We start from the raw sequence: 24,844 nt of genomic DNA, 5'->3' as shown, positions 1-24,844 counted from the left end.
TTATTTTTCTTGAACTTCAACCGTAGTCGTAGGTAAATTGGTAGAGCGCCACAAATAATAGAGCGCGGGTAAAACGAGCAAGGTCAACAACATAGCGCTTGCCATACCACCTACCATAGGTGCAGCAATTCGACTCATCACTTCTGAGCCGGTTCCTGTGCCATATAATATGGGTAATAAGCCAACAATAACCGTTCCTCCGGTCATCATAACAGGTCTTACTCTTAAACCTGCCCCATGAAGTACTGCCTGTGAAATATCTGCTTTTGTTATCATTTTTCCTGTTGTGGCATTATCGGCCAATAAAGCATTATACGCTTGATTTAAGTAAACCAGCATAATAACGCCAATTTCTACTGCAACTCCAGCTAGGGCAATAAAACCAACACCTACTGCGACAGAGAAGTTGAAACCTTGTAAGTACATTAACCAAATACTCCCCACCATAGCAAGTGGTAGCGTACCTAAAATCATGGCGACTTCAATGACATTACGAAAGTTTAGATACAGTAATACAATGATAATTGCCAGCGTTAATGGGACAACATAAGTCAGTTTGGCTTTCGCCCTCTGCATGTATTCATACTGACCTGCCCAAGTAATAGAATAACCTGTAGGAAGTTTCAATTCCTTATCTAGTACCGTTTGTGCATGGTTCACGTAACTGCCAACATCAACCCCTTTGGTATCAGCCAAGTCAATGAAAGCCCAGCCCGTTAATCTGGCATTCTCTGATTTAATACCAGGCGGACCATCTTCAATAAATATATGGGCAACATCGCCTAACGAAATTCGCTGACCATTGGGCGTAACAATAGGTAATTGTGAAAGCTGCTCTGGTGAGTCTCGGTAATCTTGGGGATAACGTAAACTAACAGGATAACGCTCTAAACCTTCTACTGTATTGGTAACATTCATACCGCCAATTGCGGTGGCAACCACTTGTTGAATATCACTAATATTTAAACCATAACGAGCCGCTTTGCCGCGTTGAATATCAACTTTGATATAGCGACCGCCAGCAACACGCTCAGAATATACTGAAGCTGTACCAGGTACTTTGGCCAAGATACTTTCAAGCTGTTGACCAATGGATTGAATCGTTTCAAGTTTTGGCCCCGATATTTTAATGCCTACAGGTGTTTTTATCCCTGTAGCTAACATATCTATACGGGTTTTTATTGGCATAACCCAGGCATTTGTGACACCGGGGAGTTTTACTATCGCATCAAGTTCTTTTTTCAAACTAGCGCTAGTCATACCTTCTCGCCATTCACTTTTAGGCTTAAATTGAATGAAGGTTTCTATCATAGTTAACGGTGCAGGATCCGTTGCTGTTTCAGCGCGTCCCATTTTACCAAAAACGGTTTTTACTTCAGGTACCGTTTTAATCAGCTTGTCGGTTTGTTGCAGTAACTGTCTTGCTTGACCGATAGATATTCCAGGATAAGTGGTAGGCATATACATCAAATCACCTTCATCAAGAGGTGGAATGAATTCACTGCCTATTTTATCTAACGGATATAAACCAATGATAAGCACGACTACGGCGGCAGTTAAGGTAACTTTAGGAAAGCGTAATACTGTTTTGAGCGCAGGTAGGTACAATGCAGTTAAGAATTTATTCACTGGGTTTTTATGTTCAGCGAGTACTTTACCACGAATAAAATAACCCATTAATACTGGTATCAAGGTAATAGCTAACGCCGCCGCCGCAGCCATTGCATAGGTTTTGGTGAAAGCGAGTGGTGAAAACATTCGACCTTCTTGCGCTTCAAGGGTAAATACAGGCACAAAGCTGACCGTGATAATGAGTAAGCTAAAGAATAATGCCGGGCCTACTTCGCTAGCGGAATCAATCACAATCTGCCAACGTTTATCGTTTGATAAGGGCTGATCTTGGGGTAAGCGCTCCATGTGCTTGTGCATGTTTTCAATCATCACAATCGCACCATCAACCATAGCGCCAATGGCAATAGCAATGCCACCAAGAGACATGATGTTGGCATTCAAACCTTGTGCATGCATTACGATAAAGGCTGTTAAAATACCGACAGGAATGCTAATGATCACCACTAAAGAAGAACGGAGATGAAAGAGGAAAATGACGCAAACTAAAGCGACAACACCAAACTCCTCTAAAAGCTTCATCGCTAAGTTGCTCACTGCACGCTCAATTAACGCCGATCTGTCATATACAGGAACAATTTCTACCCCTTCAGGTAAGCCTTTTTTCAATTGTTCTAGTTTAGCCTTTACGCCGTTAATGACCTGCTGAGCATTTTCACCAAAGCGCATCACCACAATGCCGCCAACGGTTTCACCCTCACCATTAAGCTCGGCAATGCCACGGCGCATTTGTGGACCAGTGCCTATTTCTGCAACATCTTTAAGTAACAATGGTGTACCGTTTTTATTGACACCTAAGGGAATATTTTCAAGGTCTTCTACGCCTTTTAGGTAGCCCGTTGCCCTTACCATGTATTCAGCTTCGGCCATTTCTACTACGGAAGCGCCAATCTCTTGGTTGCCTTGTTTAATGGCAGTTTGAATAAGAGAGAGTGGAATGCCAAAAGCACGTAGCTTGTCAGGGTTAACTTGCACTTGGTATTGCTTAACCATGCCGCCTAGTGCGGTTACCTCTGAAACGCCTTTTACAGTTTGCAGTTCATATTTTAAAAACCAATCTTGTAAGCTACGTAATTGACTTAAATCATGTTGGCCAGTTTTGTCGATCAAGGAATATAGGTATACCCAACCAACGCCTGTAGCATCAGGGCCTAATTGTGGTTTTGCATCACTAGGCAGGTTAGAAGATACCTGACTTAAATATTCTAATACGCGAGAACGAGCCCAATAAAGATCAGTATCCTCTTCAAAAATAATATAGACATAAGAATCACCAAAAAAAGAGAAACCACGCACAGTTACCGCGCCAGGTACTGACAACATGGCGGTAGTAAGCGGATAAGTTACCTGATCTTCAACCACTTGCGGTGCTTGTCCGGGATAACTCGTTTTGATAATAACTTGCACATCAGATAAATCAGGCAATGCATCAATAGGCGTATTTTTTACTGAATACAAACCTACGCCCACTAAAATCATAGTGGCTAGTATGACAAAGAAACGATTGCCTACTGACCAACGAATAATGGCAGCAATCATTATTTCTCTCCCTGAGTCATGTCGTGCAACATGCCTTGTTTCATTGCCATAGCGCTAACAATGGTAAATTCACCGTCTTTAATTTCGAAGGTAAACATTAAATAAGCATCAACAGTAAATAGTGCCATATCAACGGATTCACTTACCATGAAATCTACACTAGCAGGCTCTCTATTCCATTTTTCAATTGCTTCACGATTGATAGTGACCATGCGGTGACCGGTCATTACCGAAGTAACCGTGCCATGCACAGTTGCTGAAGAAACGTCGTTATTCGTTTCGGCTGTTGAATCATCAGGCTTAAATTCTTCAATATACATACGGTTAAAGTCAGACGTTTTGCTAGATTCAGAGTCGAGAAGAAATTGTGCAGAACTGACCACTTTCTCTCCAACAGAAAGACCAGAAATAATCTCGATATTATCACGATCAAAACGACCAATTTTCACCGCGATCGACTTAAAGTAACCATCGCCTAGCGCCAAAACAACTCTGTCTTGGTTACCAGTACGAATAACGGCTTCTTTTGGTACTTGCAAAGCAGATTCGTTGTCGTTGATCGCTATTGAAATTTGCGCGAACATATTAGGTCTTAAATCACCATTCTGGTTATTAAAATGCAGCCTAACAATACCGGTTCTAGTTTTTGGGTTTAACATGGGATGCACGTGTTCAACTTTACCGAACCATTGTTTAGAGGGCAAATAATCTAAACGCATGCTAGCACTATCGCCCATGACAACTTTAAAGACATCGTGCTCAAAAACTTCTGCTTTCACCCATACCTGCGTTAAATCTACTATGGACAACATCATGGTTTCTGGTTTGACGTAAAAACCTTGTCTGACAAATAAGCTCTCTACCACACCATTTTGTGGTGCGTAAAAGGTGACATTTAGTTGTACTTTTTTATCTTTTTTTAATGTATTAATGGCGTTACGAGGAATTTGTAGCGCGATAAGACGATTTTCCGCCGCGATAATTAAACGTTTATTTTTTCGATCTAGCGCGAGCAGTAATTCTTCTTGAGCATTGACCAATTCAGGAGAATAGATGTCATAAAGCGGTTGTCCTTTTTTAACCGGATCACCAATAGCGTTGATGTAGAGCTTTTCAACCCAGCCTGCAATACGTGGGTGAATATTCACTAATTTGTCTTCATCATAAGTGACGTAACCAACGGTTTCTATCGTGGTTTTTAGTGGGCGGTAAGTTGCCGTAGTAGTACGTACACCTAAGTTGTTAATAACACTCGGCGATATTTTTATAGTACCAGGGCCTTCATCAATCGTATTATTTTGACTACCGTAATAAGGGATCAAATCCATTCCCATAGGGGATTGACCAGGTTGATCACGTCTGAAATTTGCATCCATTGGCGCTACCCAGTACAAGGGTCTATTTTCTTCTGTACTATTATCAACAGTGGTTGGTTTTGAAGGTAAAAAAGTTATCACTGTTAAGGTTATTATTATCCCTAAGACTAAACTTGTTAACGCAACTAGTCCGGTTTTTAACGGTGGACGTTTTACTGAGTTGTTGGTTTCTTTATTGATAGTCATTATTTTTCCTCACCTATAGCAAAGTCTGCCGGTGTATTGTTCGTAGCCAAATTACCGACAAAGAGGTAATTCAGTTCTAAGATTATTTTTTGCTGTTCAACGGCAATTTTTAGTTGTTCGATCTCAGCGTTGAGTACGGCAATACGTGATCTTACTACTTCTGAAAAATCGCCATCATCATTGGTATATGCTGTTAATGAGGCTTCTGCTTGGTCGTTAACTTGCGGTAACAGTCTTGTTTGGTAAAGTGTTTTACGATTATTCAATCGTGATAAACGTCCTTGCGCACTAGAGAAAGCACCGAGTAATCGGCGTAGTAATAATACCTTTTCTGTTTTTACCGCTTCTGTCGCTGAAACCGCTGATTTTACGGTCATATCTTGACGGTTATCAGTAAACAATGGTAAATCGAAAGTAACCCCAACAGAAAATAAATCTGCTCGATTATTACCCATGGCATCATCATCACGATAGCCATAACTTGCGTTAATGCCCCATTCTGGTTGATAGGCTTGTTCTGCCAAATTTATACCTGTTTTTGTCGCTAGTATTTTTTTATCTAAGGCAATAATTGCAGGGTGCTTAGCAAAAACTTGAGTCAGTTCTTCAACAGATAACCAAGGGTTATTACTCAGATCATTACTTTTTAAATTTGAACGGGCTGAACCCGATTGGAGCAAATCTTTATGAAGCAAATCTAACTGAGGCAGTTTTTTAGCCAATTTCATATTATGTAGTTGACCGACCTCACTCATGTTTACTTGCACTGTATTAGCAATAAAAGCAGTTGATAGCCATTGCGATAACATACCTAAATAAGCATTTTGCTGTTGCGCGAGTATATCTAGTCGATCATCGAGTTGCGTTAACTCTAGCTGTGCACGAACAATATCTTGTTGACGTGTTTTACCTAAGGTTGAAGAATAGCTGGCTTGGGCAACATCAGCTAATTGCTCGAACAAGGAGCGGTTTTGTTCAATCAGGATAATACTTTGTTGAACGTTATAAGCATCAAGCCACAAACTGCCAACCGTAACCGCAACTTTGGCTTCTCTGTCGCTACGTTGAAAGGGATAGGCTTCACTTTGAATACGTAATTGCTGATTCTTTATTGTCAGGCTATCACCACGAGGAAACATTTGGGTAATACCCACCTTTAGCTGTGTCATACCTTCTTGAGAAAAATCAAAACCATCGGTAGGCAGGTTTGCAAATGCGACTGACATTTTAGGGTCAGGTAAACTTGAAGCTGCATTGCTCAGGGCCTCAACGGCTTGTTGCTGGTGTTTATTGCCCGTGAGCCAAGGGTCGTTTTTTTGTGCGGTTTTCACTGTGCTATTAAATGACCAAACTTTTTGATTATCAGCAGCTTGAAGAGTAGGGCTAACAACACATAACAAACTTAATGTGATGATGCTGGCAACAGTTGTGCGAGCTTGAACGGGAAAAGAAAATAAAAACATGACTCCCTCCTGAGGGAATACTTTACGGTAATGACGAGACGGTTTTTTGCATCAGCGATACTTTTTAAGTGATCAACTATAAAATTTATACAGCAAAATGTAGACGCAATGAGACTGTGATTAGCTCAGAATTGGTGGTCTATAAAGGGAGGTAAGTGTTTGACTTGTGGTAATGGTATTGAGTGACTTTATTTTACTCGGTGTTGCAAATACAGGGGTGTAATTGATAATCATTGAAAATGCCGATACAGTTGAGCATCCGCTTGTTAAACAATCACATTCTTGTTCACAACAACTTTCAGAAGACATAGAAGAACAAGTTTTTTTTGTCATCATTTCTTCGTCACAATCAGACATGGCACTCATGTCGTGGGCAGTGTTGTTTCTCTGTGTGCTGTGATGATTTGAACCTTTCATCGATGACATTTTAGTCATCATTTGCTCACTTTGTTGCATACTTGTCATGCTATAAAACATAGTCATTGATGCCATTGATTGACCGATAAAGATCAAACAAAGCACTATTACCATCATTGTTTTATTTATAAAAGTAGGCACAAGCAACACTTAGATTATGAGTGAGTTACTATTAGCTAGGTATTAAATACTTAATAACTAGGTAATAAGATTTCTTTTAATTCTAGCATCAATGAAAAGAAGATAGCAATAATACCAAATCTATTAAATATATTTCCAATGTCGAGTTGTGTTAATGGACTTAAAACACTAACCATTGATGATAACTTTTACCAATAAGTTGATCTGTCTGGCTGGTAACTCAGCCAACTTTGCTGTCGTTCACATAATAGCATTGGCATGGCTTAATGAGTAAAGCGGAATAAAAAATTTAAATTATAATTATCTTTTAATGTCATTTAAAAATGGCTGAGATTTTTTGGTGATTAGGAATAACAATAAAAACGAGCGATAGAGTGCCAATAGGTCGAAACATATGACTATGCACATATTCATAATAATTGCTTAGCTCATCGGACTAGTCTTTTCCGTCCATCGAACCTATAATTTTTAGTACTTTTAACATTGACAGTCTTTTTTCATGCCATACGCCTATCATTACTGGGAGATCTATATATGTCATCATCATACGAACGTCGTGGGCGCGTCACATCAAACGAAATGTACAATGGCCTCTCTTTTGTCCAGCATTTCGAGGTCGACCATTTACAGCGCTGTGGAGCGAGGCTTCTGTTTGTGCGTAATGTCTACCGTGGCGATGTGCTCGCTGTACTACTAAACCATAAAGAACTGATGGCCGTTGATTTTGACGGTAGCGTCGAGTTACAACCTAAACTTACTCTGCGTTAATAACGCTATACCTCATTGTTATATTCAATAATAAATACAGATCCCGCGCGACAATCTTTGGATAAAAACCTTCTAAACAGCACCGAGGATCTTCAGTCTCATGCGATCCAATTGAATTAGAAACGACTAAGAGAAGTTGTTAAGGCATATCGGACACGATTTCGTAATATAGCCAAACATAAACGTTCATATAGAGAAGACGAACGGCAGGAATGAGTTGAAGCAGTCAAAGATATTGTTCTAGTTCTATTACTGTATTTTGTTTTTTGATAATGAAAGTAGTCTCAAAACCGATTTTGAGAACGTCCGCTATGCCAATGATTATTAAGTTAGCTGTCGAGCTGTTTAAGTCAACTAACGGGTGTACAGTCGACTTCGACTAACACAAACAATTTAAAAATTCTTCTCCCGCTTTGCGCACAGAGCAGCCTTTATTTTCTAACAATTTTTTCAATATCTTTGTTACTTTTTCTTAACTCATACATCTATTAATTACACTTATTAGAAAATATGAGAGCAACATGAAACATACAAGCAAGATAATTACGCTCATACCCCTGATATTATTAGGGCTGTCAGGATGTAATGAATCATCCAAAAAAGAAACAATGTTAGATCCTGAACTGGTTTCACAAGGCAAAGAAATATTTCGCTTTGATACCTTTGGCGATGAGCAACTATGGACAGATACGTTGCAATTACACAATGTAGTTGCTGGCGCAGTCGATCCGGTAACTGCTTTATCAGTCGGCCTTAAAGTTGATTCTGAGGTATTACCTGAAGGGGTATTACAAACGGTTGATCTTACTGACCCCGCCACAACTATCACCTTATTAAAGCTCAATGCAGTTGTTGGTTTACAAGGTGATGTTCAAGAAATTAATGGTAAAGATACCTTAGTTAGCCTCGGGGCGACTTGTGCCTTGTGTCACTCAACAGTTGATGACTCCGTTGCTCCAGGCATTGGTAAGCGATTAGATGGCTGGGCAAATAGAGATCTAAATCCTGGTGTTATTTTGTCATTGTCACCAGCTTTACAAGATCAGGCGACGCAAGACGTACTGCTATCTTGGGGCGCTGGTAAGTATGATGCGTATTGGAATCAAGATGGTCTTAATGATCCTACCGTAATACCACCAGCTTATGGCTTAAAAGACGTCGCATTAGCAACCTATACGGGTGAAGGAAGTATTTCATATTGGAATGCTTATGTTGCCGTGACACAAATGGGCGCACAAGGTAATTTTATTGATGAAAGGTTAGGACTCAATATTATGCACGATCCTGATTTACTTACCGAAAAACTGCCTGCCTTAGAAGCTTATCAATTTTCCTTAAATGCCCCTAAAGCCCCTGAAGGGAGTTTTGATAGTGATGCGGCTACGCGAGGCAAGGTGGTCTTTAATAATCAAGGCAACTGTGGTTCTTGTCATAGCGGCGATAAATTTACAGATGCTGGCACACAGCTTCATTATCCAGACGTTGTCGGTACAGACCCAACGTTAGCCAGCCGAAGTCTTACCGGAAAATACCGTACTACGCCATTGGCAGGCGTGTGGCAGCATCCGCCATATTTTCATGATGGTAGCGCCGCGACCTTACTTGATGTAGTCGAGCATTATAATAATCACTTGGCTTTAGGGTTAATGCCTTCTGAAAAAGATGATTTAGTACAATATTTACTATCATTGTAAATAGGCTCAGGCTGCATACTGCCATGTATTAAAATACCATGGCGGTAATCTTAAAAAAATGAAGTAAAAAAAGTTAACTTAAACGTGATTTACAGGCAAACACATGACCGAAATGGATTCTTTAACGACAACAGAAGACTACCAACTCATTACGCATATTTTAGCGGGCAATATTAATGCGTACGAAGTCGTAATACGTCGCTATAACCAGCTTATGTTTCGCATAGCCAAAGGCATTTTTGCTGATGACGATGAGGCGATGGATATTGTGCAAGAAGCGCACATTACTGCTTATCAAAAACTCGCTACCTTTAAGGGACCAAAAGGTTTTATGACTTGGATTGCCACTATAACGCGAAATATTGCTTTGATGCGTTTAAGAAAATCTAGTCGCTTAAGCTATAAAGAGGAGAAAGAAGTGTTTAATTTAATTGAACTTGATACTGCCGCCGAGCCCATTCATGACGCTATTGCGAATCAACAAACTAAAGCTACGCTAGAACAATTAATTAACGCATTACCTATAAATTATCGTGCGATCTTTATTTTACGTGCCATTGAAAAAATGGCGATAAATGACATTGCTCAAATACTTTCACTTGAATATAACGTTGTAAAAGTACGCTTTCATCGAGCTAAAAAAATGTTAAAAATCGAAATAGGGGAGGTACTCACCGAACAGAAGCTTAGCTTGTATGAATTTGCTGGTGATCGCTGTGACAACATAACGCGCAATGTAATGGCTGTTATCAAACAGGAAAGTCGATAAAGTTTAAAAACTAGGTTATTGCCTGAAACAATGACATATGAGTGTAAATATACATTTTATCTTGTTTCCACGGTCTGGTCGAAAAATGTATGATCAGGTTGAATAGCAGTTAAATATCTTTGATATTTAACTTATCAGTAGTTCGTATAACCCAAGCTCAACTCATTATTTAACCAGAACTCTGGATAATGAGTGCTTGATGTTTATTTAAAATCAATAGATTAGGTTGTAACACAGAAAAATTAGCAGGAACAATGTAGTTAAATGTCCGATCAATGTTTCAATTTCTGAGGTTATCAAGGCAAAAAGTTTATGAATAGCTGGCTATTTATCGACGTTTTAACGATGAGAACCACAAAAATGGGAATGTTGAGCAAGTGCTGCTTATCCAGAGTTTAGGTTATTTATGACGTCCAATCAAAGTCTTGCCATTATTACCTTTGCTCAGGTACTATCTATAAAAAACACAATAACTAACATAGTGAAAGAAGAGACTTTATGCGCGGAGCAGGTGGGACATCAGGTGGTTTAGGACAGTTTTTTATTGGATTGATCATGATGTGCGGTGGTTTTTACCTGCTGCTTAATGCAATTACGGTAAGTTCTAGTTTTGGTATGGGGATGCGTCTTTATGGCTTCTCTGCTATGGGCGGAAATTATAGCGTAACGAGTGGTATGGTTATGATCCCTTTTATGTTTGGTGTCGGGATTATTTTTTATAACAGTAAGAACCCTATTGGTTGGCTGTTAGCGCTAGGCTCTATCACAGGTCTTATCTTTGGCGTAATTTCCTCTATTCGTTTTAGCTTTAGAACTATGACCTCTTTTGACTTAATTGTTATTTTGATACTGGCTATGGGCGGATTAGGTCTATTCTTACGGTCGTTGAAGAAAATTGATGCGGCTATTCCAGCTAAGTAATACTTAAAAGAAAAGAGCCAATAAAGTATCAACTTTATTGGCTCTTCTGCATTAATTCAAAAATGTCTGATAAGCGAGGTTGTCAGTTTCTTCTTGCCACTGATAGCCAAGGTCATCAAGATGTTGGAAGAATTCGTTCTGCTGACTTTTCTCAAGATCGAAACCAGCAAGTACCTGACCAAATGCTGCGCCATGATTACGGTAATGAAATAAGGTGATATTCCAGTATTCCCCCATAGCGGCTAAGAATTTTTCTAACGCTCCCGGATGTTCAGGAAACTCAAAACTAAAGAGTCGCTCATCGTTACCGTTCTTCGCTGAATGAGGCGTTTTTCCACCAATCATGTAGCGAACGTGCAATTTAGCTAGTTCATTATCAGTAAAATCTCTCACTTGATAATTTGCGCTTTCTAGCCCTTGCAGTAACTCTTGACGTTCTTCCACACTGCCGCCAAGACGAACACCGACAAAAATTTCAGCACTAGGTTTACCAGAATAACGATAGTTGAACTCGGTAATGGCACGGTTACCTATAGATTGGCAAAACCGTTTAAAACTTCCTTTTTCTTCGGGAATAGTAACCGCTAATATCGCTTCTTTCTTTTCACCTAATTCACAACGCTCCGATACATAGCGCAAGGTATGAAAGTTCATGTTTGCGCCTGAAAGTATTGCTGCTAAAGATTCATTACCTTTGCTGGTCAGACAATATTTTTGTAAACCCGCTAAAGATAATGCACCAGCTGGCTCGGCAATAACGCGTGTTTCTTCGAAAATATCTTTAATAGATGCACAAATTTCATCGGTTGAAACTGTGATCACTTCATCACAAAACTCTTGAATCAAACCAAAGGTATTTTCACCAATACGTTTAACGGCAACGCCATCGGCAAACAAACCTACTTGAGTTAAATCAACGGGCTCTCCTGCTTCGAGTGCTGCTTTTAGACAAGCTGAATCTTCAGCTTCTACACCGATAATTTTAGTTCTGGGGTTTAGCTGTTTTAAGTAAACCGCCATACCCGCAAGTAGACCGCCTCCGCCTACAGGTATAAAAACCACATCAGCTTGGGGTAATTGTTGTAACAGTTCTTTAGCCACAGTACCTTGGCCAATTATGACTTCAACATCGTCAAAGGGATGAACCAGGGTTTTGTTTTCTGCTTTGGCATATTCGATTGAAGCGGCTTGTGCTTCATTGAAACTATTGCCAACTAATCGTACCTCACCACCAAAGCGTCTTACATTGTCCACCTTAATATCAGGGGTCGTTTTGGGCATGACGATAGTTGCCTTAATACCCAGTTTTTTAGCGGCTAGTGCTAAACCCTGTGCATGATTACCAGCAGAAGCCGCGATAACACCATGAATGCATTGCTCTTCAGTTAAACTATTGAGTTTGTTGTAAGCGCCACGTAACTTAAACGAATGTACGGGTTGCTGATCTTCACGTTTTAAATAAATGTGGTTATTTAAACGGGAGGATAATTTGTTGCAAGCCGTCAGTTCGGTTTCAACGGCTAGGTCATAAATAGGGGCAAGTAGAATACGACGTAGATAATCTAATGGCTCTTGGGGTGATACTTGTTTGAGTGTTTCTGTCATGGTTTTGCCTAAATTACTGTCAATCACTTGAAAAAATGCAGCTAACCATGAAATTGTCATGCTCGAGTTGATTATATCGAGCATCCATTATCTGAAAGCTAGATTCCCGGTTAGAAAACTCGGGAATGACGAAATCATATTAGCTGAGCTTGAAAGTTCTTTGTCCTTTCTAGCACAATTATTCAGTTTGACTTATCAACTAGACCATCTAATAAGTCACGGTTACGCACAGTACCTTTATCAGCACTAGTTACTCTTTAGCAGTATTGTGCGCAGTTTTTTTGTTACTAATCGACTAAACCATCAAGTAACGCACGGTTACGTACTGCGCCTTTGTCTGCACTGGTTGCCAACATTGCGTAGTTTTTAAGTGCGTAGCTAATTGGACGAACACGATCAGCAGGTTTCCAAGCACTTTTACCCTTAGCTTCCATTGCAGCACGACGTGCATCAAGTTCAGCTTCAGATACTTGTAAGGTAATTTCACGAGTAGGAATATCAATATGAATGATATCGCCTTGTTCAACTAAGGCGATTGTGCCGCCGTCAGCTGCTTCAGGAGAAACATGACCAATGGATAACCCTGAAGTACCACCTGAGAAACGACCATCAGTTAATAAGGCACAGGCTTTACCTAAACCCATAGACTTTAAGTAAGTCGTTGGATAAAGCATTTCTTGCATGCCTGGTCCGCCTTTAGGGCCTTCATAACGAATAACAACCACTTCACCAGCGACTACTTTACCGTCTAAAACACCGGCTACGGCATCATCTTGGCTTTCAAAAATGTGTGCAGGACCGGTAAATACAAGATTGTCGTCACTTACACCGGCGGTTTTAACCACACAGCCGTCGACGGCAATATTACCTGAAAGTACCGCTAAACCACCTTCTAACGAAAAGGCATTTTCAAGGTTACGAATACAGCCATTTACTCTATCATCGTCTAAGGTATCCCAACGACAATCTTGGCTAAATGCTTTAGTGGTACGAATGCCAGCAGGGCCAGCACGGTAGAATTTTTTAACGTCTTCATCATCAGTCAGCGTAATATCATATTTGGCGATCACATCGGCTAACGTGGTACCTAATACATTAGGCACATCTGTTTTTAATAAACCAGCACGTGATAACTCACCTAATATTGAAATGACACCACCAGCGCGATGCACGTCTTCCATGTGATACTCAGGCGTTGAAGGCGCTACTTTACATAATTGCGGCACAATGCGTGATAATTTATCCATGTCATCCATGGTGTAATCAATTTCGGCTTCTTGTGCTGTTGCCAATAAATGCAAGATAGTGTTGGTTGAACCACCCATCGCAATATCTAAACACATAGCATTGTGTAAAGCCTCTTTACAGGCAATATTACGTGGTAGTGCAGACTCATCGTTATCTTGATAATAACGCTTAGTTAATTTGACAATCTCTTTACCAGCATCTAAAAATAATTTCTCTCTATCGGCATGTGTAGCCAACATTGAACCGTTACCCGGTAAGGCTAAACCTAATGCTTCAGCTAAACAATTCATTGAATTGGCAGTAAACATACCTGAGCATGAACCACAGGTAGGACAGGCAGAGCGTTCGATTTTATCACTGTCTTCATCACTTACTGTTGGATCCGCGCCTTTAATCATGGCATCAACTAAATCAAGCTTGATAATTTGATCTGAAAGCTTTGTTTTACCGGCTTCCATTGGACCACCAGAAACAAAAATTACCGGGATGTTTAAACGCATTGCAGCCATCATCATGCCTGGAGTAATCTTGTCACAGTTTGATATACAAACCATGGCATCGGCACAATGTGCGTTAACCATGTATTCAACTGAGTCAGCAATTAAATCACGAGAAGGCAGGCTATAAAGCATACCTGAGTGACCCATTGCGATACCGTCATCAACCGCAATAGTGTTGAATTCTTTGGCAACACCGCCTGCTTCTTCAATAGCGCCGGCAACTAATTGGCCCATGTCTTTTAAATGCACATGACCGGGTACAAATTGAGTGAAAGAGTTCACTACCGCGATAATAGGTTTCCCAAAGTCGCCGTCTGTCATGCCTGTTGCACGCCATAAAGCACGAGCACCGGCCATGTTACGGCCTTGAGTAGAAGTTGCAGATCTTAATTTAGGCATGATTTTTACATTCCAATTGGTGAGTTTGAGAACTTATTTTTTAATAATATTATTTTGGAAATTCACTTTGTTATTACTAAGCTAAATGAACTTTTAAAATAACTTTATATAAAGAAGGTTAATAAAATTGTATTTTGACTCTAGACAAGTCAGGAGCACGGAGCCTATGAATATAGGTGAGTACTCCTAACGAGGAACTAGAGCCGAAAGGCATTTTATTTTACAGGATCTAACCAGCTTTCTGGTACGCTGGTAGTGCCATCAAAAATACCAAAAAAGGCTTCTTGAAGTGCTTTAGTGATAGGACCACGAGAACCAGTACCTACAGGTAAACCATCTACCGATTTAACCGGTACTACTTCAGTAGCTGTACCACACATAAAGAATTCATCAGCAAGATATAGTGCTTCACGTGCAATAGATTCTTCACGTACTTCATAACCTAACTGCTTAGCCAAGTAGAAAACAGCATCTCGTGTTAAACCTTGCAAAATAGAAGCTGTGCCCGGTGGAGTATAAATAACACCGTTACGTACTAAAAATAAGTTTTGACCTGCGCCTTCACTTACCATGTTATTCACATCAAGTGCTACACCTTCGGCATAACCATGGCGAGCAGCTTCAGTAGATATAAGCTGTGAAGACAAATAGTTACCACCTGCTTTTGCTGCAGTAGGCATTGTATTTGGCGCTAAACGGTTCCAACTAGAAACGCCCACATCAACACCATTCTCAATGGCGTCTGCACCTAAGTATGCTTCCCAGCTAAATGCGGCAATCATAAGGTCAGCTTTAGCATCGATAGGTGGACGAAGACCCATACCGATATCACCTAAAAAGGCTAATGGACGAAGATATGCTGATTTTAAATCGTTTTTTACAACAGCATCTTTACAGGCTTGTACAACTTCTTCTTGCGTGTATGGAATATTCATTCGGTAAATTTTTGCTGAATCAAATAAACGCTTGATATGCTCTTCTAAACGGAAGATACACGTGCCTTTATGTGTTTCATAGGCACGAATGCCTTCAAAAACTGATGAACCGTAATGAAGTGCATGACTCATTACATGAACAGTAGCATTTTGCCACGGCATGATTTCACCATTGAACCAAATATAGTCTGCATTTACTTTAGCCATTATCTTTTCCTAATTTTGTTGCTCTTGAAAAACCAACAAACCCCGACGCCAATGTCAGAGTAATGTAAATTTGTAGAGAGCGAATTTTTATTATATTACTTGTTGTCTAAGCGCCGTGTTATTTAAGCGCTGTGTTGTTGTATTTGCACTTCACTATTGTCCACTTTGACACCCTTGATGTCGATCAATTTGTTTATTTGATCAATAAGCAAAGAAATAGGACGTTCACTACTAACACTCATAGTAATTGTGGCAACATTGTTACCGGTATTTACTTCGGCATTCATACCATTGATTAGAAAGCCGCGATAGCGAGTGACTTGTAAAATTCGCTCCAATACTACCTGCTTATCATCAGCCATAATGATTAATTGATACTTATTCAGCGTCATAGAACTCATATTAAACACTCTCCATCATTTTATCGTTTGCTGTATTTGGCGGTACTAGCGGCCAAACATTTTCCGCTGCATCTATTTTTACTTGTAATAAATAAGGGCCATCATGATCTAGCATCTCTTCAATGGCAGCTTTAACTTCACTCTTTTTAGTAATCAGCTGTGATTTTATGTCGAACGCTTGGGCTAGCATGACAAAGTCAGGGTTGTCAGACAAATCAGTTTCGCTTAATCGGCCGTCAAAGAATAGGTCTTGCCATTGACGAACCATACCTAGTTTAGCGTTATCAATTAACACGACTTTCACGGGGATTTGGTAGCGTTTAATCGTAGCTAATTCTTGTACATTCATCATAATTGAACCATCACCCGATACAGCTATTACTGTATCGTGAGGTCGTGATATTTGTGCACCAATTGCTGCGGGTAAACCAAATCCCATAGTACCCATGCCGCCACTGGTTAAAAAGTTGCTTGGATCATCAAATGTCATATGTTGTGCGGCCCACATTTGGTGTTGACCAACATCAGTGGTTACACAGGTGTTGCTCGGCATAAGGTCGCTTACTGTTTTTAATACGCCAGGGGCAAAAATACTATCACCGGGGTGATCATATCGCCAAGCAAAGTCAGTGTTCATTTGCTGCAATTTTTGTTGCCAATCTGCTATGTCTAATTCAGTCGTTAATAATGGTAAGTTACCCTTTAAGTCTCCTAAAATAGCAGCGTCAGCATCACGACGTTTATTAATTTCAGCGGTATCAATATCAAAATGAATAACTTTAGCATTCGGAGCAAATTCATCTAGTTTGCCAGTCACTCGGTCATCAAAACGAGCGCCAACTACCACTAATAAATCACTTTGCTGTACCGCAAGGTTAGCTGCTTTTGTACCGTGCATACCTAACATACCAAGGTGGTTTTCATTATCCGGATTTATTGCACCCAATCCCTTTAATGTCGAAACACTAGGCATACCTGTCTTTTCAGCAAAATCGCGTACTTCTTCTACCGCGTTAGCCATACCAACACCACCACCTACATACAAAATAGGTTGCTTAGCATGCGTCAGTAAATCAAGGGCTTTGCTGATATCTGCAAGGGGTAATTTTACTTTATTCTTTAAATGAGACAGTTTATCTAAACGCTGAGTTACTTCTGCTAATTGAATGTCTTTTGGAATATCAACAAGTACGGGTCCATGACGACCTTCTAAAGCAATTTCAAAGGCTTGATGCAATACTTTTTCAAGCTCATTAATATCAGTTACTTGAAAAGAATGCTTAGTACACGCAAGAGATAAACCAAAAATATCAATTTCTTGGAAGGCATCACTACCCATCGCAGCAGTAGGAACTTGTCCTGTAATAGCAACAACTGGAATCGAATCGGCAAGCGCATCGGCAAGACCGGTAATCAAGTTTGTTGCCCCTGGACCTGAGGTCGCTAAACAGACACCAACAGTACCTGCAGCACGCGCATAACCTACAGCAGAAAATGCTGCTCCTTGCTCGTGACGACATAGAAAATGCTTTACATCACTATCGTATAAAGCGTCATAAATTGGCATTATGGCACCGCCGGGGTAGCCGAAAACGTGCTGAACACCGTGCTCTTGTAATACTTCAAATAATAATGCGCCGCCTGTTAGCGTTTTACTCTTGGTCATGATGATTCCAATTGTTATATTGTTAATGTCTGTATTTCCAGCATCTTCATCTTTAATAAAAAATCAATTAAAAAGAAACTAAAAAGAAAACCCTCGGTTCTTGCGAAGCGAGGGTTTGTTATTTGATTGAATGCTTTTTTTTAGCTCAACAAAACCCTCGAGATGATTTAAGAATCACCACGACGAGAAGGTTTATAATAATTGAGTTAAATATTTGCATTTTATCTCTTTGCTTGTTTATTTTGCGCAGACTGATTATTGGTTTTTTTATGTTCAGCGTCGCTTACTTATTAAATTAGTACCATAGCTCTAATCCTATGTGCAAGGTTTTTTGTTATAGTATTTTTGTACAGTAATCGACAATCAATAATAAACCAATATAAAAATATTTGAACTACACTGGAAAAAAGGAATCAATTAAATGGAATTTATATGTCACTTTCTTGTGTGTACAGTCGCGCTCGTATCGGCCTTGAATCTCCCCTTGTTTCGGTTGAAGTTCATCTTGCTAATGGTTTACCCGCATTCAATATCGTTGGTTTACCCGAAGCCTCGGTAAAAGAGTCAAAAGACAGGGTGCGTAGCGCCATAATAAATTGTGGTTACGAATTTCCGGCTAAACGTATTACGGTTAATTTGGCTCCTGCTGACTTACCGAAAGAGGGTGGCCGTTTTGATCTACCCATAGCGGTGGGAATTCTTGCCGCGTCTGAACAACTACCACCCGTTGATCTATCTCAGTATGAATTTGCTGGAGAGCTGGCATTATCCGGTGAACTAAGGGCTATTGTCGGGGAAATTCCTGTTGCTATGGCAAGTAGTCAAAGTAAGCGTACTTTGATTATTCCCACACAAAATACCGAACAGGCTAGTTGGGTTAAACAAGCAAAAATTCATGGCATAAGTCATTTAACACAACTGTTTTCTCATTTTGCCGGTCAACAAATTTTACCGTTAGTGACTGAGAAAATAATGGCAGAGGAGTTGACTGAGGAAGAGCAAGAATTAGATATGAGTGATGTTATGGGGCAACCCTTGGCAAAGCGGGCGCTTGAAATTGCTGCCAGTGGTGGTCATAATTTATTGTTCATCGGGCCTCCGGGCACGGGTAAAACCATGTTAGCTAGCCGTTTAGCGGGTATTTTACCGCCGATGACCGAGAACGAGGCACTTCAAGTCGCTGCCATTCAATCGATTAGCCATCAAGGCATTACGCGTAAGTCGTGGTTTACTCGACCTTTTCGAGCACCACATCATACTGCGTCATCAGCGGCTTTAGTCGGAGGTGGCAGTCAGCCCAAACCAGGAGAAATAACGCTCGCGCACAACGGTGTATTATTTTTAGATGAATTACCTGAGTTTGAACGAAAAGTGTTAGACGTGTTACGAGAGCCAATGGAATCAGGTGAAGTTACTATTTCCAGAGCTTTGCACAAACAATGCTTTCCCGCACGTTTTCAATTAATTGCAGCGATGAACCCGAGTCCAACCGGATTCTATAACGACAAACGTAGTACGCCAGAACAAGTTTTACGATATTTAAATCGTTTGTCAGGACCTTTTCTTGACCGGATTGATATTCAAATTGAAGTCGCAAGGCTACCCCGAGGGACATGGGCGCAGAGCAGTAAAAAAAATGAATCAAGCGCACAAGTACAACAGCGAGTGCGAGTATGTCGGACTATCCAGCTGCAAAGACAAAATAAAGCCAACGCACATATCAGCAGTAGCGAATTGAAGCGTTATTGTGATTTAAGTGCTGATGATAATGAGTTTTTAGAACTTGCAGTGGAAAAACTTGGCTTATCAACTCGAGCGCACCACAAAATTTTGAAGATTGCCCGTACGCTTGCAGATATGGAAGGAACCTCAAATATTTGCCATAAACATCTAATTGAGGCCTTATCTTACCGAGCTATGGATAGGTTGTTACGCCATTTAATGAGTGCTGTTTCGGTCTAGTGCAAAATGAAAATTAAATAATTGACGAAAAAAAAGCTTTAATTAGTGGTTGTGCTTTTGATTGATTCAAACAACAGACCCCCAACTCAAAGGGCTCTATATCACCAATATTTTCGAGATTGCTAACCCTATCTTTCACTGGGCTGTTATCCACTACGACCTGCGGCACTATGCCAACACCACAACCTAAAGCAACCATGCTTACCAAGGCTTCGTGACCAGAAACAGTCGCGTAGATGGTAGGTTTTCCTTGTTGCTTTTTACGATACCAAAGCTCAAATCTTTTTCGGGCAGCACCATGCTCGGGCAGAATTATCGGAATTTCAGACCAACTTAAAACTTTTTGACTCAGTTGTTGCTGCACCTTGCAAGTCATGGTTGGCGCAATAACCGTAAGCGCTATGGTATCAAGATGGTGGAAGTAAACACTACGGGGTAAGTTTTCAGGCGCAGCAGCGATAGCAAAATCAACGGATTGATTTTGTACTTGTTCAAGGGCGTCAGCGGCATCCCCAGTGGTCAGCATAATTTCTACTAAAGGATGTCGAGCACGAAAGCGTTCAAGTAACGGCGGTAAATGACTGTACGCGGCAGTAACGGAACAATAAATATGTAGCTTTCCAGTTAACGCCACTTGTTTATGGTCAAGTGATTGTTTGAAGCTATGCCACTGTTCAAGCTGGTGCTCGGCATAAATTTTGAATTTTTTGCCGACATCCGTAAGGACCACCGTTCGATTATCGCGATGTAATAATTCACCGCCAACCTCATCTTCGAGTCGTTGAATTGCTCTACTTAGCGTGGACGGACTGATGTGGTGTGCTTGCGCAGTTTTGCCGAAGTGTAAGGTTTTGCTCAAATGGGCAAACATCGACAGTGCTTTTTGATCCATAATTTATTGCCCTTGTGTAGATAATTATCTTTGTATTGCTAAAAACGCAACGTTGCAGTGCGAATATATCACTTCTTGCAACATGATATCTAGGGTATGGTATTTTCATCGTCAGAAAATCTGACCCATTAAATTTTAGATATTCCAAGGATCCCCATGAGCAATTATTTTAATACTTTAAGTTTACGTGAAAAATTAGGTCAATTAGGCCAATGTCGTTTTATGAAACGTGAAGAGTTTAGCGATGGCTGTAATTTCATCAAAGACTGGAACATTGTTATTGTTGGTTGTGGTGCTCAAGGTTTAAACCAAGGTTTAAACATGCGTGATTCAGGTTTAAATATTTCTTATGCTTTACGTGATGGTGCAATTAGCGAAAAACGTCAATCATGGCAGTGGGCTACAGAAAATGGTTTTACAGTGGGTAACTACGCTGACTTAATTCCTCAAGCAGATTTAGTTTTAAACTTAACACCTGATAAGCAACATACTTCAGCTGTTACTGCGGTAATGCCGTTGATGAAGCAAGGTGCTACGCTTTCTTATTCACATGGTTTCAACATCGTTGAAGAAGGCATGCAAGTTCGTTCTGATATCACGGTTGTGATGGTTGCTCCTAAGTGTCCTGGTACTGAAGTACGTGAAGAATACAAACGTGGTTTTGGTGTACCAACACTTATTGCAGTTCACCCAGAAAATGATCCACAAGGTAATGGTTTAGCTATTGCTAAAGCTTACGCTAGTGCAACTGGTGGTGATAGAGCCGGTGTTTTACAGTCATCTTTCATCGCAGAAGTTAAGTCTGACTTAATGGGCGAGCAAACGATTCTTTGCGGCATGTTGCAAACAGCTGCGGTATTAGGTCACAAGCAATTACTTGCTCAAGGTATGGACGCAGCTTACGCTCGTAAATTATTACAGTACGGTTTAGAAACAACTACTGAAGGTCTTAAGCATGGCGGCATCACTAACATGATGGATCGCTTATCAAACCCTGCGAAAATTGCAGCGTTTGATATGTCTGAAGAATTGAAAGTGATTTTACGTCCATTATTTGAAAAGCATATGGATGACATCATTGAAGGTCGCTTCTCTGAAACTATGATGGCTGATTGGGCAAATGATGATATTAACTTATTAACATGGCGCGCAGAAACAGCAGAATCTACTTTTGAATTAGCTGCTGATTGTGACACTGAAATTACTGAACAAGAATATTACGATAAAGGCATTTTCGTTGTTGCCATGATCAAAGCAGGTGTTGAATTAGCCTTTGAAGCAATGGTAGCTGCTGGAATTGTTGAAGAGTCAGCATATTATGAGTCACTTCATGAAACGCCATTAATTGCTAACTGTATTGCGCGTAACAAGCTTTATGAAATGAATGTAGTTATTTCTGATACTGCAGAGTACGGTAACTACTTATTTACTCATGCTGCTGTACCATTACTTAAAGACTTCACAGCTAACTTATCGTTAGAGCAATTAGGTGAAGGCTTAAAAGAAAGTTCAAATAACGTTGATAATGCTCGTTTGATTGAAGTAAACGAAGCTATTCGCAGTCATGGTGTTGAAGTGATTGGTAAAGAACTTCGCGGTTATATGACTGACATGAAAAAAATTGCTAGTGCAACATAATAGCGACTTAGAATGACAGCCTTGGGGTTGTCATTCCCGTAGTCACTAAATCGGGAATCCATTGCTCAATAGATGCTAATGGCTTCCCGTTTTTGCTTTTAGTCTTCCTATTTTTAAATCATCACAATATTAAAGAGAATTATCAATGTCAGAGTTTAAAGAAGTTACCGTTACTAAAGCAGCCAGCGTTTATTTTGATGGTAAAGTTACCAGCCGAAAGGTTACTTTCAACGATGGAAGTTTTAAAACCTTAGGTATCATGATGCCAGGTGAATATAAGTTTGGTACTAATGAAGAAGAGTTAATGGAAATTACTGCCGGTGAATGTGAAATTTTACTGGCCGGTGCTACTGAATGGCAAAACATTAGCGGCGGACAATCTTTTGGCGTCCCTGCAAATAGTTCTTTTGAAGTTCGCGCGAAAACTTTAATTGATTATTGTTGTACTTATATAAGCTAACTAATTTACTGACAAGTAAAGGCCGGTTATTGAACAAGACGTTATCACTAGTGATAATCCTGTTTCAAAATATTATTGGCAAAACTCAAAAGCACCACCTTCTGTTGGTGCTTTTGGCATTTTATCTAATTGAAAATATCCCCATATTGCTATAGCGACAAATAAAATCGGTGCTGCAAGGTGCCCCAAAGTTTTAAATGTCACTTTATCCCCTTATTATTTTTTGGCTGATACACTTACCTCTATAGTGGGAAAATACTGGTCTTCCAGCGCCTTGATGTAATGCACTCTCTCGGCATACAAAGATATGTAGAGAAGCTGTTATTTTATTCCTGAAATAATTTTAACTCGATCGTTCTTGCCGCCGTGCAATCAATAACCTTGGTAAAATAACTTGCTTTGCCTTTAACAGTCTATTAACGTGTTGTTAAAAATAAGTCTCAATTGAATTTAGATTTTATATCAAACGTAGATTCAAATAATAAGGAAAATATATTTATGGAAAACATTGTTGAAGGTATTCTTACTAGTCCGGTTTTATGGCTGACTATTGTTATTTTATACACGCTCAAAAAGGGCATTTATTTTGTACCACAAAACCGAGGTTATGTTATTTATACCTTAGGTAAGTACAGCAAAACCCTCTCTGCGGGCTTAAATTTTATTATCCCTTATGTGCAATCAGTAGCTGCTGATCGTAATTTAAAAGAGCAGTCATTAGAGATTATTTCACAGCCGGCAATAACTAAAGACAACATTACTTTAGATATTGACGGTATTTTATTTATGAAAGTCACAGATGCTTCAGCGGCGACGAATAACATCACCGATTATAAAATGTCGGTAGTACAACTTGCTATGACTAGTATGCGTAATGCTATTGGCTCAATGGAGTTAGATGATTGTTTTCAAAACCGTGATGCGATTAATGCTCAAATCTTAAATTCAATGACAGAAGCTACTGCCCCTTGGGGTGTTATGGTAACTCGTTATGAAATAAAAGATATCACGCCACCACAGACTATCCGTGAAGATATGGAAAAACAAATGACTGCAGAGCGTGAAAAACGCTCAGTGATATTAACCGCAGAAGGGGTTAAAATTGCAGCGATCACCGAAGCTGAGGGTCAGAAACAAGCGAGAGTATTAGATGCTGAGGCAGCAAAAGCTGAGCAAGTGCTTGCAGCAGAAGCATCAAAAGAGTCACAAATTCTTGAGGCAACAGGTAAAGCGGAAGCGATTCGCTTAGTTGCGGATGCGGATGCTAATGCGTTAGAGGTCGTAGGTCATGCGGCAAATAGTGAGGAAGGTCAATCTGCGGTAATGCTAACACTAGCACAAGATGCTATTTCAGCTCATCAAGCTATTGCTAATGAAAGTACAGTGGTACTGACAGATGGTAAAACGGGTGACAATATTGCTAATACTGTTGCACAAGCCATTGCTGTTTCAAGTAGTTTGAAGCTGTCTAACTAGTACTTAATATAGATCTAGCGTTTAAAAGGTCTATGTTAATTTACTAAAGAGGTTTTATGGAATATTTTTTAGAAAACCCTGATCATTTATGGTACTTAATTGCGGGTATTAGCTTTGTAATTGAACTCAGTATTATGGGGTTAAGTGGTCCGTTATTCTTTTTTGCTATTGCTAGTTTGACTACCGGTATTTTAGTTAGTATTGGTTTTGTTGATGGTTGGCAAAGTGAAATATTAACGGTTGGTTTATTAACGGCGGTTGTTACTGCTATTTTATGGAAGCCATTCAAGACATTACAGAATTCAAAAGATAAAACAGATAACTCCAGTGACATGATTGGATTAACCGTCTTAGCAAGTACTGAAATTAATGTAAGCAGTGGTAGTATTCGTTATTCTGGTATTGATTGGCAAGCGCGTTTAGCTGAGGATGCGAATGGGGAATCCATTAGTGCACAAAGTCAGTGTTTAATTGTCGCAATAACAGGAAACATTATGTTAGTTAAAGCGCTTTAAATTGAATGGATTTTAGGGCTGAAATATTTACAGCCGC

At 39.9% G+C, this 24,844-nt stretch carries 19 protein-coding genes; 8 read left to right on the top strand and 11 right to left on the bottom strand.

The window, feature by feature from the left end; genetic code table 11:
• From ESZ36_RS04545 to ESZ36_RS04530, 4 genes are all read right to left on the bottom strand, one after another.
• The gene (locus ESZ36_RS04545; RefSeq protein ID WP_146784134.1) at window positions 1–3,168 is read right to left on the bottom strand and encodes an efflux RND transporter permease subunit; all 3,168 of its coding nucleotides are present in this window, start codon (window positions 3,166–3,168) and stop codon (window positions 1–3) included.
• Complete coding sequence (locus tag ESZ36_RS04540) at window positions 3,168–4,730, bottom strand: efflux RND transporter periplasmic adaptor subunit (protein WP_146784131.1); 1,563 nt, start codon at window positions 4,728–4,730, stop codon at window positions 3,168–3,170. Before ESZ36_RS04540 ends, ESZ36_RS04545 begins: the two co-directional genes overlap by 1 nt.
• Window positions 4,730–6,193 (bottom strand): TolC family protein, encoded by a 1,464-nt coding sequence (locus ESZ36_RS04535; RefSeq protein WP_146784128.1) that lies wholly within the window; start codon window positions 6,191–6,193, stop codon window positions 4,730–4,732. Before ESZ36_RS04535 ends, ESZ36_RS04540 begins: the two co-directional genes overlap by 1 nt.
• A gap of 120 nt (window positions 6,194–6,313) precedes the next feature.
• Window positions 6,314–6,751: a hypothetical protein gene (locus ESZ36_RS04530; protein WP_146784125.1), complete on the bottom strand. Its 438-nt coding sequence runs from the start codon at window positions 6,749–6,751 to the stop codon at window positions 6,314–6,316.
• Between the two features lie 1,289 nt (window positions 6,752–8,040).
• Here ESZ36_RS04530 and ESZ36_RS04525 point away from each other — a divergent pair.
• The 3 genes from ESZ36_RS04525 to ESZ36_RS04515 all read left to right on the top strand — a co-directional run bounded on the left by ESZ36_RS04525 (window position 8,041) and on the right by ESZ36_RS04515 (window position 10,903).
• The gene (locus ESZ36_RS04525; RefSeq protein ID WP_146784123.1) at window positions 8,041–9,213 is read left to right on the top strand and encodes a hypothetical protein; all 1,173 of its coding nucleotides are present in this window, start codon (window positions 8,041–8,043) and stop codon (window positions 9,211–9,213) included.
• Between the two features lie 103 nt (window positions 9,214–9,316).
• Complete coding sequence (locus ESZ36_RS04520; protein WP_146784121.1) at window positions 9,317–9,982, top strand: RNA polymerase sigma factor; 666 nt, start codon at window positions 9,317–9,319, stop codon at window positions 9,980–9,982.
• A 498-nt stretch (window positions 9,983–10,480) separates the two neighbouring features.
• The gene (locus ESZ36_RS04515) at window positions 10,481–10,903 is read left to right on the top strand and encodes a hypothetical protein (RefSeq protein ID WP_146784118.1); all 423 of its coding nucleotides are present in this window, start codon (window positions 10,481–10,483) and stop codon (window positions 10,901–10,903) included.
• A 51-nt stretch (window positions 10,904–10,954) separates the two neighbouring features.
• Here the strand turns inward: ESZ36_RS04515 and ilvA are convergent, their stop codons facing one another.
• The 5 genes from ilvA to ilvG all read right to left on the bottom strand — a co-directional run bounded on the left by ilvA (window position 10,955) and on the right by ilvG (window position 17,864).
• Entirely contained in the window at window positions 10,955–12,508 is a 1,554-nt protein-coding gene (gene ilvA / locus ESZ36_RS04510; protein ID WP_146784115.1) for a threonine ammonia-lyase, biosynthetic, read from the bottom strand.
• Between the two features lie 287 nt (window positions 12,509–12,795).
• Window positions 12,796–14,655 (bottom strand): dihydroxy-acid dehydratase, encoded by a 1,860-nt coding sequence (gene ilvD, locus ESZ36_RS04505; RefSeq protein WP_146784111.1) that lies wholly within the window; start codon window positions 14,653–14,655, stop codon window positions 12,796–12,798.
• A 215-nt stretch (window positions 14,656–14,870) separates the two neighbouring features.
• The gene (locus ESZ36_RS04500) at window positions 14,871–15,797 is read right to left on the bottom strand and encodes a branched-chain amino acid transaminase (protein ID WP_146784108.1); all 927 of its coding nucleotides are present in this window, start codon (window positions 15,795–15,797) and stop codon (window positions 14,871–14,873) included.
• 122 nt (window positions 15,798–15,919) lie between these two features.
• Window positions 15,920–16,198: an acetolactate synthase 2 small subunit gene (gene ilvM, locus ESZ36_RS04495; protein ID WP_146784105.1), complete on the bottom strand. Its 279-nt coding sequence runs from the start codon at window positions 16,196–16,198 to the stop codon at window positions 15,920–15,922.
• A gap of 1 nt (window position 16,199) precedes the next feature.
• The gene (ilvG, locus tag ESZ36_RS04490) at window positions 16,200–17,864 is read right to left on the bottom strand and encodes an acetolactate synthase 2 catalytic subunit (RefSeq protein ID WP_146784102.1); all 1,665 of its coding nucleotides are present in this window, start codon (window positions 17,862–17,864) and stop codon (window positions 16,200–16,202) included.
• Between the two features lie 432 nt (window positions 17,865–18,296).
• Here ilvG and ESZ36_RS04485 point away from each other — a divergent pair, with 432 nt between their 5' ends.
• Window positions 18,297–19,826 (top strand): YifB family Mg chelatase-like AAA ATPase, encoded by a 1,530-nt coding sequence (locus ESZ36_RS04485; protein WP_146784099.1) that lies wholly within the window; start codon window positions 18,297–18,299, stop codon window positions 19,824–19,826.
• A 13-nt stretch (window positions 19,827–19,839) separates the two neighbouring features.
• Here the strand turns inward: ESZ36_RS04485 and ilvY are convergent, their stop codons facing one another.
• Entirely contained in the window at window positions 19,840–20,718 is an 879-nt protein-coding gene (ilvY, locus tag ESZ36_RS04480; protein ID WP_146784096.1) for an HTH-type transcriptional activator IlvY, read from the bottom strand.
• A 156-nt stretch (window positions 20,719–20,874) separates the two neighbouring features.
• Between ilvY and ilvC the strand changes: the two genes are divergently transcribed.
• Both ilvC and ppnP read left to right on the top strand, forming a co-directional pair.
• The gene (ilvC, locus tag ESZ36_RS04475; RefSeq protein ID WP_146784093.1) at window positions 20,875–22,356 is read left to right on the top strand and encodes a ketol-acid reductoisomerase; all 1,482 of its coding nucleotides are present in this window, start codon (window positions 20,875–20,877) and stop codon (window positions 22,354–22,356) included.
• A gap of 145 nt (window positions 22,357–22,501) precedes the next feature.
• A complete protein-coding gene (gene ppnP, locus ESZ36_RS04470) occupies window positions 22,502–22,816 on the top strand; it encodes a pyrimidine/purine nucleoside phosphorylase (protein ID WP_101157937.1) in 315 nt (104 codons plus the stop codon).
• A gap of 72 nt (window positions 22,817–22,888) precedes the next feature.
• Here the strand turns inward: ppnP and ESZ36_RS23055 are convergent, their stop codons facing one another.
• Window positions 22,889–23,020: a hypothetical protein gene (locus tag ESZ36_RS23055; RefSeq protein ID WP_281285027.1), complete on the bottom strand. Its 132-nt coding sequence runs from the start codon at window positions 23,018–23,020 to the stop codon at window positions 22,889–22,891.
• A 294-nt stretch (window positions 23,021–23,314) separates the two neighbouring features.
• Between ESZ36_RS23055 and ESZ36_RS04465 the strand changes: the two genes are divergently transcribed.
• Window positions 23,315–24,292 carry an SPFH domain-containing protein gene (locus ESZ36_RS04465; RefSeq protein ID WP_146784090.1) on the top strand — a complete coding sequence of 326 codons (978 nt, stop codon included), beginning with the start codon at window positions 23,315–23,317 and terminating at the stop codon, window positions 24,290–24,292.
• A gap of 56 nt (window positions 24,293–24,348) precedes the next feature.
• Window positions 24,349–24,807 (top strand): NfeD family protein, encoded by a 459-nt coding sequence (locus ESZ36_RS04460; protein WP_146784087.1) that lies wholly within the window; start codon window positions 24,349–24,351, stop codon window positions 24,805–24,807.
• Window positions 24,808–24,844 lie beyond the last annotated feature (37 nt).

Source organism: Colwellia demingiae, from assembly GCF_007954275.1.
Lineage (GTDB): Bacteria > Pseudomonadota > Gammaproteobacteria > Enterobacterales > Alteromonadaceae > Colwellia > Colwellia demingiae.
Note: the sequence above shows the minus strand (reverse complement) of the source record. Positions and strands in the feature narration are given on the sequence as shown.